Annotated in this window: 10 protein-coding genes and 1 riboswitch; of the genes, 4 read left to right on the top strand and 6 right to left on the bottom strand. The window is 58.5% G+C overall.

Annotation, left to right across the window (positions count from 1 at the left end; translation table 11 throughout):
* Positions 1–29: 29 nt before the first annotated feature.
* Both CUJ91_RS17500 and CUJ91_RS17495 read right to left on the bottom strand, forming a co-directional pair.
* Positions 30–1,052, bottom strand: coding sequence for a hypothetical protein (locus CUJ91_RS17500; RefSeq protein WP_114156577.1), 1,023 nt, complete (start codon positions 1,050–1,052; stop codon positions 30–32).
* Positions 1,042–2,709: an HsdM family class I SAM-dependent methyltransferase gene (locus CUJ91_RS17495; protein ID WP_114156576.1), complete on the bottom strand. Its 1,668-nt coding sequence runs from the start codon at positions 2,707–2,709 to the stop codon at positions 1,042–1,044. The genes CUJ91_RS17500 and CUJ91_RS17495 overlap by 11 nt, the downstream gene beginning before the upstream one ends.
* A gap of 570 nt (positions 2,710–3,279) precedes the next feature.
* On the opposite strand from CUJ91_RS17495, the gene CUJ91_RS17490 reads away from it, so the two are divergent.
* Complete coding sequence (locus CUJ91_RS17490) at positions 3,280–4,638, top strand: SRPBCC family protein (protein WP_153067633.1); 1,359 nt, start codon at positions 3,280–3,282, stop codon at positions 4,636–4,638.
* 380 nt (positions 4,639–5,018) lie between these two features.
* Here CUJ91_RS17490 and CUJ91_RS17485 read toward each other — a convergent pair whose 3' ends face one another.
* From CUJ91_RS17485 to waaC, 4 genes are all read right to left on the bottom strand, one after another.
* The gene (locus CUJ91_RS17485) at positions 5,019–6,413 is read right to left on the bottom strand and encodes an O-antigen ligase family protein (protein ID WP_114156574.1); all 1,395 of its coding nucleotides are present in this window, start codon (positions 6,411–6,413) and stop codon (positions 5,019–5,021) included.
* A gap of 97 nt (positions 6,414–6,510) precedes the next feature.
* On the bottom strand, positions 6,511–7,500 hold the full coding sequence (locus CUJ91_RS17480; protein ID WP_114156573.1) for a glycosyltransferase family 4 protein: 990 nt from the start codon (positions 7,498–7,500) through the stop codon (positions 6,511–6,513).
* A gap of 77 nt (positions 7,501–7,577) precedes the next feature.
* A complete protein-coding gene (locus tag CUJ91_RS17475) occupies positions 7,578–8,702 on the bottom strand; it encodes a glycosyltransferase family 4 protein (protein ID WP_114156572.1) in 1,125 nt (374 codons plus the stop codon).
* Positions 8,699–9,667 (bottom strand): lipopolysaccharide heptosyltransferase I, encoded by a 969-nt coding sequence (waaC, locus tag CUJ91_RS17470; RefSeq protein ID WP_114156571.1) that lies wholly within the window; start codon positions 9,665–9,667, stop codon positions 8,699–8,701. Before waaC ends, CUJ91_RS17475 begins: the two co-directional genes overlap by 4 nt.
* A gap of 762 nt (positions 9,668–10,429) precedes the next feature.
* Between waaC and CUJ91_RS17465 the strand changes: the two genes are divergently transcribed.
* The 3 genes from CUJ91_RS17465 to CUJ91_RS17455 all read left to right on the top strand — a co-directional run bounded on the left by CUJ91_RS17465 (position 10,430) and on the right by CUJ91_RS17455 (position 13,271).
* Positions 10,430–10,861 carry an outer membrane protein gene (locus CUJ91_RS17465; RefSeq protein WP_244230947.1) on the top strand — a complete coding sequence of 144 codons (432 nt, stop codon included), beginning with the start codon at positions 10,430–10,432 and terminating at the stop codon, positions 10,859–10,861.
* A 154-nt stretch (positions 10,862–11,015) separates the two neighbouring features.
* A riboswitch (yybP-ykoY riboswitch) is annotated at positions 11,016–11,208 on the top strand.
* Between the two features lie 136 nt (positions 11,209–11,344).
* Positions 11,345–12,355 carry a sodium:calcium antiporter gene (locus CUJ91_RS17460; RefSeq protein WP_114156570.1) on the top strand — a complete coding sequence of 337 codons (1,011 nt, stop codon included), beginning with the start codon at positions 11,345–11,347 and terminating at the stop codon, positions 12,353–12,355.
* A 139-nt stretch (positions 12,356–12,494) separates the two neighbouring features.
* Positions 12,495–13,271 carry an acetyltransferase gene (locus CUJ91_RS17455; protein ID WP_244230946.1) on the top strand — a complete coding sequence of 259 codons (777 nt, stop codon included), beginning with the start codon at positions 12,495–12,497 and terminating at the stop codon, positions 13,269–13,271.
* The last annotated feature ends 43 nt before the right edge of the window (positions 13,272–13,314 follow it).

The raw sequence follows: 13,314 nt of genomic DNA, 5'->3' as shown, positions 1-13,314 counted from the left end.
AACTTAACAGAGCCCTCCAGCGACGGTCGTTATCGTAGCTCGGGCGAAGCACGTCGTCGTCGCGCTTCCTCGTGCATGTTGACCGGCGTAGCGGCAAGAACACGCGTGACCATCGCTGCGAGGAAGCGGTCAGGTGTGAGATCGTCTGGAATCTTTTGTTCGACTATGGTCACTTTGGGGAGTTGCCCAATCTCTCGGTCAACTTCCGACTCGGGGACGATGGCCGGTGCATCCTCTTCGCCGACCAATTCAGGCCCAGGTTCCGGCACGCCTTCAGGGGGCCGCTCTTCCCCGGTATCGGGGATTGCGGCTTCGTCTGAGTATTCCATCAAGACGAGGCAGGTCGCGTGGTATGCATCGTCCTCACGTCCGAGTTTCGCGAGCAAGTCGAATAACCAATCGGCAGTTTTCGGCTCCTTTTGGAGGATGTCGGAGCGAAGTCCAAACACAAAGCCGAGGGCGGCTAGGGGGTGCCTCAACCGCAGATTCTTAGCGTCGCCGTACGACTCCTCAATTCGATTCGGTGCGTTTTTGCCGTAGGAGGAATCCATGCGCTTCGTCGAAATCAGCAACTCGGGCCCCGTTGCCCAGTCCGTGATGATGACGTCAACCTGCTTAAGGTAGTTCTTGCCAAGGATGGATGCGCTGGAGGATGTAACGTCAGGAATCGAAGGTTGGCTGTTCACGCGATCCGCCACAGCATCCCGGATCTTGCGAGGCAATGCCTTCAGCAAGGACGCTACAGCGGCCGGCAGGATGCGCGGATGGACGGGGCGTGGCCAAGCCTGATCAGAGTCGAAGCCAGCCCGTCGCAACTCATAGCTCAGCCATACATCAAGGGCTAAGGCCGGGACTCCGGACTGGGTCCCGGCCTTTAAGTAAAGGGGAACGCCCAACAGTTTGACAAGCGTGTTGTAGTCCGGCGCGAAGCGCAACTGGCCGTCGGCGTTCTTGATCCAGGGGTTGCTGTGCACACCGCCGGGAGCGGCGAGGGAGACGATTCGGTCGAAAATGACCCACGCTGCTGCTTTCGCGGATTGTTTAGCGGCCACTGGCTCCCCTCATCGTTCGGCGGTTGGCTAGTTCTGCTCGGGCTTCCCGGATTTGCTTGATCCGTTTTGCCGTTAAGTCACCGCAGCCCGCAAGAACGACTTTATCGACAACATTTACGGCGTCGAGCAGCCTACCTTCGCTTAAGATCTCAGCGACTTCTTGCTTGATTGTGCGAAGCGCATCTGCTTGGGCCAAGATCAACGCGGGCGAGGGCATTGCCCAGACGTCTGCTTCCTTCGGCTCAATCTTCAAAATCCCGCCACCGTACGCGCGCCCCACCATCTCTGCATGCAGCAGCGTGACCGAGTTCAGGCTCGCTAGCGGCAAAAGTTCGCGTCCGAGTTCACGGTTTTTTGCATCGAGGTAGACGCCGTGGACCGAGTTGAGGTGGCGGGCCCCAGCGTCATTTGCTGTGAGTCGGGGCGTGTCTGCGTTCATGCAAGTCAATAACAGGTCCGCAGCGGGAACGAGTGGCACTTGATACCAAGTCTTTCGGACGCGGCACTTGTATGCGGTGTCGACGCCAGTTCGGTGGCCGTTTTCGATGTATGCCGCTGCTTCAGCCGAGGGTGGATCGCTCGGATAAAAAAGGTAGGTAGCGTGCCCTTCGCGGCCCAACTTGGCAAGCATGGCGTTGGAGAGCGAGAGACCCCGCAGGTGAGAACTTCCAGGCGGCGAGAGGCGCAGCAACTCGTTGCGGCGCAGGCCAAGCTCCTTCACACGCTGAGGCGAGAGCGTGAAGAATTTGTTGTTGCCCGTGACGATGCCGAGGGTGGTATCACCCCACGTCTCCAGGCTAGTAAAGAGTCCTCGCTGCAGTAGCTTGTGCAGCGGCTCGATAGCCTTGGGGTCGATGAGGCTGCTAGTCCACTTGGCCGCCGGGTCAGTCGGCGTCCAGATTAGTCCTGCGCCAAGCGACGCAAGGTCAGTGGCGTTCTTCGATTGCCGGATGGTCGCGTGATGTGCGGGGCCTTCGAGATAACCGTCGGCTAGTAGCAGCACGACGTCGGCCTCGGCCTCAGGGAACACCCGTTCGTCAAAGAGCACGAGCTGCACGTCGCGGAAGCGGTTGAAAAGAAAACGGCGCACCGGAGCCGCGTAGTTCACTGAAAGCAACTCGGCCGGGAGAACGAGCCCGAGCCGCCCACCCTGTTTCAGGAAAAGAGCTGAGTGAATAGTGAATGCGGCCCAGCTGGACGCGAGGCCGGTGAGCGAGACGCCACCCCGGAGGGCAGCCTCGCGGGATCGAGCACGCGATTCGCCCGAAAAGTCTTGGTATCGGATGTAAGGCGGGTTGCCGATCACAGTGTCGTAGACCGGTTCAGGCTCGACCGAAAAAAAGTCACTGTGCCGGATTTGCGCTTTGCCACCAGCCTCCCGCACGCGTTGGTTGGCGACGCGGGCGCTGTGGCCGTGAATCTCGACACCGTCAACGGTCGGGCGGGCATCCATACTCGGCGCCAGCTCGCGAAGGCGGTTCACGGCGGCGACGAGGAAAGCAGCATCGCCTGCAGATGGCTCCAGCACCAAGTCGCTCGGCGTGCGAATGGCCCATTTCGCCAAGAACCGGGTTATCTCGTCAGGTGTAAAGAATGCGCCTCGTTCCTTGCGGAGAGCCGGCGTGTCGTCGGGATGGATGGAGCGCGCGAGGGTCACCTGCAAATCCTGGGGGCAGCGGCACGGACCTCAAAGCGGAGACCTTCCGCGCCGGCTTCGCTGGGGTGAGAGTTCATTGTCAAGTTACCTTCTTGTTTACCAAACTGTTCCGCTGCCCTGACGGTAAGGACGTACTCACCGAGTCCAAGCGTCCTAGCCCGCGCAATTTTAGCTCGGTTGCAGAGCGGTCGTCGAGGTGATGACCGCTTCCCAGTCCGCGGCGATTGTATCGGCGGTGCCGCAAAAAAAGAGATCAGCACGAACCGCGGTGAAACGCGGTCCCCCCCGCGCCTGCCGTGGTCGCTTAGAAGGCGCTTTTTGCTGCAGCACGCTCAGACCGCTTCCCCCGTTGCCAGCTGGACTTGCGCGCGACAATCGGGCGGGGCATATGCTGCACTTTGATGCACCCACCCGCATTTTATTAGATTGAGGCGGAGGGTAAGCGGTCGTCGCAACAAGGGTGTACAAGCCGAATAGAAGTCGCCACAATTTGTCGCCAAGCTTCGTCATGCGGGGCAGGAATCAAAAATTTAAATCCACATCGGGGGCGTTGTGATTTCGAGATTTTATGTGAAGTGCAAGACCTGCAGTCATCCGCATATGTTGAGGGTGCAGATCGGGCACGCGAAGGAGCAGAAACATGCAATCAACTGCGTGCACTGTAGGGAGCCAATAGAATTTTCTCTGAAGTTAGATCAGAAGAATCCGTCGATCAGCTTCGCGGTTGTAGATAATTGTGAGCGCATTGAACCGACGGAGGAGGCAACTCCATATTATGTCAGCTCAGACATTGCCGTCGATTCCGCGCGTCTGCACGATCCGCTGTATTTTCCCTCTCTCCAAACGATGCAGTACCTCATGCAGCATCCCAACGGAAGGCAGATGTTTCGAGATGCGCAAAGACCGAACAGTCAGGTGGTGAGCGAGATTTGGGACGACGTGCAAAAGATATGGAGGCTGCAAAACTCTGGAAAATATGCGGTAGCCAATCAGTTGATGGCGCAGTTTTGTGCGAGAAATGGAATCTCAGAGGTGGTGCTGAGGGAAGTGCTGTATTGGTTTAATGGAGGTTTGTTTGCGATCGATAAATCTATTGATCGCGAGGTCGTGGAAATAATGCGATCTAATCGGGACGAATGCTTGCGGTTTTTAAACTACTATCATTTTAATCTGAGACCGCACCACCGACGGTCACTCTTCGAGATATATTCGCGATACTTTGAAGCGTTTTCGGAATTCTCGCAGGTGCTCATGTACGCCCGAATCGATGTTCCTTTGCCAGATGGTTTTCGGGTGACCTCTACTAAATTTTCTATGGTACGGAGGTTCTATGCCGACGCGTATGAGTTTTTTGCCTCATTCGTTGCGATATACGCTTGTCTGAATAACATTAAAGATGGGAGGCGCTTTGATGAGTTCAAAAACATCGGATTGTCTAAATATTTGACGACGGACAAAGCAAAGAGAAGAGACGCATTCGCTGATAACAAGCTCTTTTTAGAGGCATCCGCTGAGTTCGATAACGACATTAGAAATGCATCGTTCCATGACTGGTTCTTTCTTTTGCCGGACAACGAAACTATCGAATTTCGGCCCGGGGGCACAGGGGTCACTCAAACGGTGTCTTACAGCCAGTATCTGTATCGGTGCACGGCGCTTTTCAGGCAGATAGTCAGTTTGTTTTCTGTAACGCTACGATTTGATGAGGTAATTAATTCGACTTCGCTTGTAACTAGCCCCACGTTTCAAAAGACATTACGTGAACGGACGGAGCGTCACGCACGCTTGTTAAGTGCTGCAGGGTTGGGCTCCAGCAGCACCCGAGCTTTACACTCAGAAAGGGGGGCGGGAGGAGGAGGAGGAGGGGGGCAGAGACAGGCGGAAAACTTCATTAAGGCTCTCGGACGTCTGCACAGGCAGGTACAGTGAAAATACAGTTTGGGTGGCGTTGAATAGCCTTGATTGACCTTGCTTAGCCTTGGTTTTCGAGTTTGCGAGTCGCGTAAGGCATTGATTTCTAAGGCGGCGTGGCCCGGCTTTAAAACTCCGAAGGCAGGGGTTGCTGGTTCGATCCCAGCCGGGCGCACCAACCCTCCCGAGGGTTGCGACGATCTACCTGTTTACTCCCTCTCCGAATTCCAGGCAAATCGCAGCTAACTGCGGTATCGCTGACGCCATCATCGGCTATAACTACATGCGCCATCTCGGCCAGGTGCGTCGGCAGCCCGGCCAGCAGAAGCCCACCCGCGGCTGTGGCCAGCCAGCATATTCAACGCACATTGGCCTTCGACCCCCCGAACTTGACGACGTTAATCGGCGGCTGAAAGTGTTTCTTTGGCCGGCCCGTTCGTGTCCTCCCGCCGCGGGCCGCTCGCAAGCAGGATGCCGATCAGGAAGATGAACAGATTGCCTTCTGTGAAGTTGAGCAGCAACGAGTTCGCGAAACAGCCAATGACAAAGGCGAACAGGTAACCGTAGACGACCGTGCGCGCAAGTGTGTCCAGACGCAAGCTTTCCCGCGCGATCGCGATCAGGAGCCAGGCGAACAGGGCCACTCCCACCATTCCGAGCTGTACGCCCATCAGGAAAAACTCGTTGTGCGGATTGCTGGCCATCGCCGCACGCCCACCAGAGCTGTTCTTCGCGAGCCGTTCGAATTCGGTTCGAACGCTACCGACGCCGTATCCGGCAATCGGCCGATGCAGAATCAGCTCCAGGCTGCGCTGATAAAACTCGAGCCGCACGCCCATCGACGTGTTCTTGTTGTAGACCTCGAACTGTGTGATTTCCTGTTGCGTTTCGGCAAGGCGTGAGTTCTTTGCCGTGAAGGAATAGACCACCAGACACATGCACAGCATGACGCTCGCGGCGGTCGTTATCCAGCGCGTCCGTTTGCCCTGATGCTTGAACTTCATTAGTTGAACGACGACATAAACTGCCATGTAGGCGATCGCTACGACCTGCCCGGTGCGTCCCTGTAGCACGAACAGCACGTTGACGAGCGCGAGCAGGGCGACGAGGCGCAGCAGCCACTGTCCGATGCCTTTAGGCGAAGCTGTCGCGAGAGCCATCGACAGATAGGCCAGAAACGCCATCATCAGGCCCGCCGATATGTGGTCCTTGAAGACCCAGGGCTTCGTAATCGGATCGTTACCGTGCAGCGGTCCGATTGCCGTCCAGCCGAAAAAGTTCGTGTAGGTGAGCAGCATGGTCAGCGTTAGCGCCGAGAACAACGCCCATATGGCCACGCGGCACCACTTTGATCGGTCGCTGCCGTAGAAAACCAGGAACAGCATGGGCAGCAGCAACAGTTTTCGGTACTTCAGGAGAAAGTTGAAAGCCTCGTCATTGCTCGCCGACGTATAGGCCATGCTAAGAGCGAGCGCAACGAAGAGGATCAGCGCGACGATGCTCGTGGGCGACGTGCGGATTTTCCCGCATGCCCTCCACACTTCGGGAGACAGCAGCGCAAACAGCAGTACCAGGCCGGAACCGAGATTGACTCCGGCCGTGGAAATGGGTACGGCGCACAGGGTGACAAGTGCAAACGTCCTCGCGAGGAACAACTGGTACGACTCAGTTTTGGGCCGGAGGCTCTTTTCTGACAGCATCGCTTTCATATTCATTCGTTTCTCATCCCGTGCCGAAATGGCAATCGCTGGACGGCACTCGCACGCTACCTGCTGGTTGTGCGCCGTGTCCATGCGATACCCCTCGCTTTACTCAAAGGTGCGGAGCCTGGACCGCTCCCTATGACCCTGCAAGTGATGATCCGTATTTACAGTGCATTCCGGGGTCTGACTAGTCCTGGCCCGGCGCCTGACGATAAAACGCAGCACGAAGCTCCAGGGCCTCTTTCGAGTACATCGATTCGACGGTTTGCCGGGCGCGCTGTCCCACGGACGTACGCAGTGCCGGATCGGCTAGCAGCGCGCCCACAATCCGTCGCGCCTGTTCGGTCGTGTCGAAGAGAAAGCCGTTCTCGCCGTGCCGGATCGAATCGGCGTAGCCGCCGTTCCGATGGCATACCACCGGAAGGCCGCAGGCCATTGCCTCGAGCACGACCCGGCCGAATGTTTCGACGTGAGACCCTGTCCGGTAATAGAAGACGTCGAGAGAGCGCAGAAAATCCGCGGCTGGCGTAGCTCCCTCGGGAAGAAGCTCGATACCTGTGTTGTCCCCGAGCGCGTCGCGCAGACAAGTAGCACCCTGCAGCCTTACACCGACCCCTTGAGCAGACCATTCACGATACAGCACCAGGTCTTCTTCGTTATGCTTGTCGTTGGTGTCGCGGCTCAGACGCCCTACCACCGGCCGATTGCGTGCCACGCCAGGTACCGCCGCGAACAGGTCGATGTCAATTGGTGATGGATGCACCACGCCATCCACGCCTACCAGCTTTTTCTGGAATTCGGAGATGAACACGTACTCCGTCTTCGGCCAGCGCAGCAAGGGCGGATGCTTCGACGTCAGCGTCAGTATCTTCGGATGGAACGTGTTGAACACGTAGATCAGACGTTGTGGCACTGCGGCGAGATACGGCCATACCGTGTTGCGCCAGTGTGCTCCGACGAAGACATAGGTGCCTCCGTTCGGGCGGTGCCTCGGTGCAATGCCGAGAGGGGTGATTCCGAACTTTTCCCTCAGTTCGGGCGAACTGCGCGACGATGTCGACCACAGTCTCACTTCGCTTTGCTTGCCAAGCAGGTGAGCGAGGTTGAGCGTCTCCTGTTCGCTGCCGCCGTGCGGATTCTGGAATCCGTTGAATATGTGAATAACCTGTTTTGGCATATTAGATAAGAGCGGCTGGAGCCCGTTTGACCGATCGCATCAAGTCGGGCCGACAGCGACCATTGCGAATGGACCTATTACGACTGGCTTAGTCGGTAGACCATCTCCGTCCTGTCGACGAACAGCCCTTGAGAAAACTCGTCGACTGCCTTTGCTCGCGCCATCTTTCCCATGTCCGCCAGGCGGTCGCCCCGCTCGAGAATTCCTTTAAGCGCCCGAGTTAACGAATCGGGGTCGTGCGGCGGGACGACCCAGCCGTCGACGCCATCACGAACGTTCTCCGGCAGACCGCTGTAGCTCGACACTATCACAGGCTTGCCCATCGCCATCATCTCGCGGCAGGCAAACGACACAGTCTCGACCGCATATGACGTGACAAAGCCGATATCGAACGCCCGGATATAGGGCTTCACGTCTTCCACGAAACCCGCGACTTCGAGCTGGCTGCGCATACCCACCGAATCAATAACCTGCCACTGCTCTGCGCTCGGCTCCGTTCCGACAACCACGACTGCAATCTTTTCACGCAGCGATGGCGGCAACGCGCTCACTGCGGCGATCACGTCCATGGTGCCTTTGTACCAGTCGAAGCCTGTCACGGTCCCGAGCACCAGTTTGTCGGCTTTCGATTCGCCGAGCAGCGACTTACGCGCCGAGGCGATCTCGGCCGCGTCCGACGGCTTGAAGTCGTCGGTGTCCACACCATTCTTGATGGTGATAAGCGAGCAGTGTCGATATACCGAATCGCGCACAAGGCTCGCAGTCGAATCAGACACGGCAATGACATCATCTGTCGCGCGGGCTCTGATCTTCGTGACGAAGTCACTCTTGATGGCGATGGAGTTGTGTTTGGTCAATACAATGCGTGGCTTGCGGCCCTTGAAGCACATCAGGCTGAATACCACCAGGCGATGGTCTGGGGAGCCGTTGACGTGCACAACATCAAAGCGTTCTTTCTCCAGCAGCGAGCGCAATGCGCGCCACGCTGAAATCATGCGGCCGGCGTCTTTCAGCTTGGCTGGGAATTCAAGCGGCAGTGTCGTCACGTGTTCGAGCTTGCTGGCCTTTTCGAATAGCCTGCTACTCGAGGGCGCAGCCACAAATATCTGATGCCGCCTGGAAAGCCCCTTGGCAATCGCCAGAATGTACGTATCGTGACCTCCGCCGCGCCCATAGTGAAAATTGGTCAGCAATATCTTCAAGGCAAAGGCTCCAGCGAAGCAATGGCGTCCAGGACTTCCGTTACCGAGGGTGGGCGCCCGTCGTCACCAACGGACACCGATACGCCAGGCACGTCGACGCCAAAATAACGCCGTGCTGTTGCAGTGAAGATCATGACCGTGGGCTTGCCGAGTGCGCTTGCGAGATGCACGAAGCCGGTATCTGTCCCGACGATGAGCGTGGCGGCATCGACGTACTGCGCGACCTGCAAGATAGACATCCGCGGCAGTATACGAGAGCCCCTCACTTCCTTCGCAATTGCGATGGCCTCCTGTTCCTCGCGGGCTGAACCCCACGGCAGAAGGGGGGTAATGCCGCGCTCGACAAGCGAGCGGCCAATGGCAACCCAGTGAGCCGTCGGCCACTTCTTTACATCGCTCGAAGTGGCATGGAACAGCATCGCGTACCGCTGTTCTTCTGGCTTGACGGAAGGATCGGCAGACCTGGGAATTGACAGGTCGAAGCGCGGTGCCCCGCTCACCTCGTAGCCGAATGCGTCGGCGACAGTGCGGCGCAAGCCGTCCCACGCATTGAGATCTTCACGTGGCGCGAAGCGGCCAGTGTAAGCAAAGGCGGCGCCGCTCTCGCCGAGGTCTGCCGAACGATAGCCTAGACGCCGGCGCGAGCGCGCAAGGAAAGAAATTATCGCGCTTTTGTAGACGCCCTGGAGATCGAGAACGATGTCGTATTTCTCGCGTCGCAGTTCAGATATCGATGTAAAAATCGCCTTGAGCTCGGCCCCAGAGCGGTTTTTCTTGAAGCCCCGCAATGGCGCGCACAGCACGCGGTCGATGCCCGCATTCCAGCGTGGAACATCGGCGAAGGACGCATCGGCGGCCCAGTCAATCTTGACGCCAGGAAAGGCGCGATGCAGGTCGGCCACCACGGGCTGACCATGTACCAGGTCACCTAAGGAGGTGACTTTTACTATTAGAATGCGTTTCATTCCATTACCATTCAACAAGCGGACTTCACTTCAGCATCCGTGAGACCTATACCTCGATGCTGTGCAGTGACCTGAGGGAAATCAACGGCAGGATATCCAGCTTAGATTATCCCGGACTTGGTCCGAGGGTTCCCACACGCCGGGAGCAATCAAAACGACTTTGGTTCAGATCGGCGGCAGGGCGGTTCGTAGCAGCGGTATTTTCGACATAGCAATAGAGCAACTATCTATTTGCAAGCTATCGGAAGGCTGCCTGGGGCGCCCGGGTTCCGGGTTGTTGCACGCGAGTCGCGTAGGATCATACAGGACCCAGCGGGTACGGGACCTTGGCGTACTCAGTCTCCGGTCGTGCGTGGAGAGACGTTTCGTAGACCTTAGGCGGAGCAGATCCGGCTGTCGTGCTCGAAAGCGTGGTCCCGCAGTACCATCGACAAACCGCCAACAACTCGAACTCGCCCGACGCGCTGCCCCACCCACACGCCTCCTAGCCCCCGCCTCACATCTTCGCTGAAATTTCAGATCGTTCTCATCCATTCGCTGAATCGGCGCGCGCTGCCTATGCAATTCCCATCGATATGGGAATAGTTGCGCGTCGGCCTACGCCGACCCTTTCGCATTCCAGTGCGACAGGCATTGCGAGATCACTCGCCGGACTAAGAGCTTTATTTGCAATTCATGCACAAAATAACCAGATCAATTCTCGCGGCATCGGTGGTTCTTCTTTCACAGCTTCCTTGCGCACAAGCGGCGCCGCAAGCGGGCGTGAGCCAGTTCGCCGGTCCTTATGTTGGTTTCAAGCTAGGCGTCAATAATTCGGATGCATCGGGCGCATTCAACAAGGCGTCGCATAACACGGTGTTTCCGGGCTTCACCGCCGGATACAACTTCGACGTGCAGCGGTTCGTGGTAGGAGCCGAGGCTTTCGCGGATTTGCACCACGGCTCCACCACCTTCAAGGACGCCGGAATCGACGCCAAATTCGGCATGCCGTTTAACCAGTTCATGCCGTACATTCGCGCCGGCTTTACGGGCGACGACCCCGATACGCGGTTCCATTGGGGCCTCGGCGTGGACTACAAGTTCGCGGAGCATGTCAGCGCGGTCGCCGAATGGACCACGGACTCGAGCCATCACGACGGCACGAAGAGAACAAACAATAGCTTCACGGTAGGCGTCCAGTATCACTTCAATTAATGACTCGATGAGCTTGCGCGCGGCAAGAAAACAGACCGCTGCGCAAGCTGCATAGACACTACACTTGGCACGCAGTAAAAGCTCGGCCCACGGCGAACACAGTCAACAAGCTTCTTTGCGAAGGCTTGTTGCCTCCGCCCACTCCCGCTAAAATCCCCGGGTCACTGGGGAGTAGCCTTCCTTCACGCATCGCGGCATCGCGGCATCGCCTGAAGGAGAGCGCGTCAACATACTTGGCCTGCGGGTCATGGCGCGTTCGACCGGGTCGGTTTGGCGAGACCATTGGCGCACTGCTTCGTTCTGGTCGGACGGGTCGCGGTGCGTCATGGTTCGTCTTACGTCCGACCTCGGAGCCGCTGTGAAATCCCGCGCTGTTCAATCTCCTCGTCTTCTGCTCAACTTGCTGTCGCGCGATCTGCCGCGCCGCACGTTTTCGGTCCACCACGTCGATCACGTCAATCCCTTCGATGCACGGAGCCGCGCATGACCGGTCTTCTCATCGAATTGGCCATCATGCTGGTCGTCATCCTCGTGGCGGCCGAGCTTTTCACCAACGCGCTCGAACATCTCGGCGAGCGGCTTAAGATATCCGAAGGCGTGACCGGCTCGTTGTTCGCTGCAGTCGGCACCGCGTTGCCCGAGACGCTCGTGCCGCTGATAGCGATTGTCGGCGGGACGAGCGATCGTGCCGTCAACGAGGAAATCGGCGTGGGCGCGATTCTCGGCGCACCGCTGATGCTGTCCACGCTGTCTACCTTTCTGATGACGCTCGCCGTGCTGCGCTCGCGCGGCGTCGGCGGACGCGTCGCGCCGGAGCGTTCGGGCTTCACTCGCGATCTCAACTATTTCCTCTTTGCGTTCCTGCTGGCCGCCGCGGCCATGTATGTGCCGCATGAGCAGCGCATCGTGCGCGCGTTGTTCAGCGTCGCGCTCGTCGGCGTGTATGTCGCGTATGTCGTGGCGACTTTCCGCGCGTCGAACGATCTGGTCGATGCAGGCCACGGCACCGAAGCGCCCGGCAAGATGATGCTCGCGCGCCTCGGCGTGCCGACCAACCTAGCGACCATCGCCGTCCAACTGCTGATCGCGGTTGGGTTGCTCGTGTGGGGCGCGGAGGGTTTCATCCACGGCGTGCGGGGCGTGTCCGCGGTGGTCGGCGTGTCGCCGCTGCTGCTGTCGCTGCTGATCATTCCGATCGCTACGGAGTTGCCGGAGAAGGTCAACAGCATCCTGTGGATTCGCCGCGGCAAGGACACTCTGGCGTTCGGCAACATCACGGGCGCGATGGTGTTCCAGGGCACCTTGTTGCCGGCTATCGGCATTCTGCTGACGCCGTGGACGCCGCGCATCGAGGTGGTGACGGGCATCGTCATCACGCTGGTCGCGGCGGGCTGGCTGCGGCTCAACGCGCGCGAGCACGGCGCGCCCGTGTGGGCGCTGCTGGTCTGCGGCGCGCTGTACGCCGCTTATCTGGCGATCACGCTAAGCCGTTAGGCGTTCGAGCCACGTCGCCGGCGAATCACAAGCCGCGGCGATGCTCCCGCCCAATACATCGATCTAACGGCTTTTCTCTCGCCAACTCCCGGAATCGCGCGATGCGGGACGACGGCATAATTTCACAAACCATTGCGACATGGGTCTCGACAAGCGCCGCCGACGAAATCACCGTTGCGCGGCGCATTATTCGCGCATGTTGTCGATGCATCAAGCGGCAGGGAACCAGTCGAGCAAGTCCGCGGAGGCGGGTATGAGCCACATTGTCATCGTCGGATCGGGCGGCCATGCAAAAGTCGTCATCGATATTGTCGAGCAGGAAGGAAAGCACAGCATTGCCGGGTTAATCGACGCATACCGCAACGTGGGTGAACGGACGCTCGACTATCCGGTGCTAGGCGGCGAAGCCGATCTTCCCCGTCTCGTGGCTGAACACGATCTGCAAGGCACCATCATCGCAATCGGCGACAACGTCGTCCGCTCGAAAGTGGCGGCGAAGGTCGGAGCGCTTTGCCCCCAACTGCAGTTCATGAATGCCATTCATCCGCGGGCAACGATTGGTCGCGGCACAACGGTCGGGGCGGGCAGTGTGGTGATGGCTGGAGCGGTCGTTAATCCCGACTGCCGCGTAGGCCAGTTCTGTATTCTGAACACGAACTCGTCGCTGGATCACGACTCTGTGATGGACGAGTTTTCGAGCCTGGCGCCCGGAGCGATAACGGGTGGCAACTGCCGGATCGGTGCGTATTCCGCCATTAGCATCGGCGCAGTGCTTCGCCACGGCATCAACGTCGGAGAGCACAGCATCGTTGGCGCGGGAGCCACCGTTTTGAGGGACGTCGAGCCCTATTCGGTCGTCTACGGCAGTCCCGCCAGGAAGGTGCGCGACAGGGTTGCCGGGGCCCGCTATCTGTGAATGCAGGCCGCACCACGTTCACCCTGTCTACAACTTGCCCGGC

It is taken from the genome of Paraburkholderia graminis, from assembly GCF_003330785.1.
Lineage (GTDB): Bacteria > Pseudomonadota > Gammaproteobacteria > Burkholderiales > Burkholderiaceae > Paraburkholderia > Paraburkholderia graminis.
Note: the sequence above shows the minus strand (reverse complement) of the source record. Positions and strands in the feature narration are given on the sequence as shown.

Excerpts from the sequence above, each read along its gene's own strand:
- CUJ91_RS17460 (WP_114156570.1), top strand. The coding sequence starts at position 11,345 with ATGACCGGTCTTCTCATCGAATTGGCCATCATGCTGGTCGTCATCCTC.
- CUJ91_RS17455 (WP_244230946.1), top strand. The coding sequence starts at position 12,495 with ATGGGTCTCGACAAGCGCCGCCGACGAAATCACCGTTGCGCGGCGCAT.
- CUJ91_RS17485 (WP_114156574.1), bottom strand. The coding sequence starts at position 6,413 with ATGGACACGGCGCACAACCAGCAGGTAGCGTGCGAGTGCCGTCCAGCG.
- waaC (WP_114156571.1), bottom strand. The coding sequence starts at position 9,667 with ATGAAACGCATTCTAATAGTAAAAGTCACCTCCTTAGGTGACCTGGTA.
- CUJ91_RS17480 (WP_114156573.1), bottom strand. The coding sequence starts at position 7,500 with ATGCCAAAACAGGTTATTCACATATTCAACGGATTCCAGAATCCGCAC.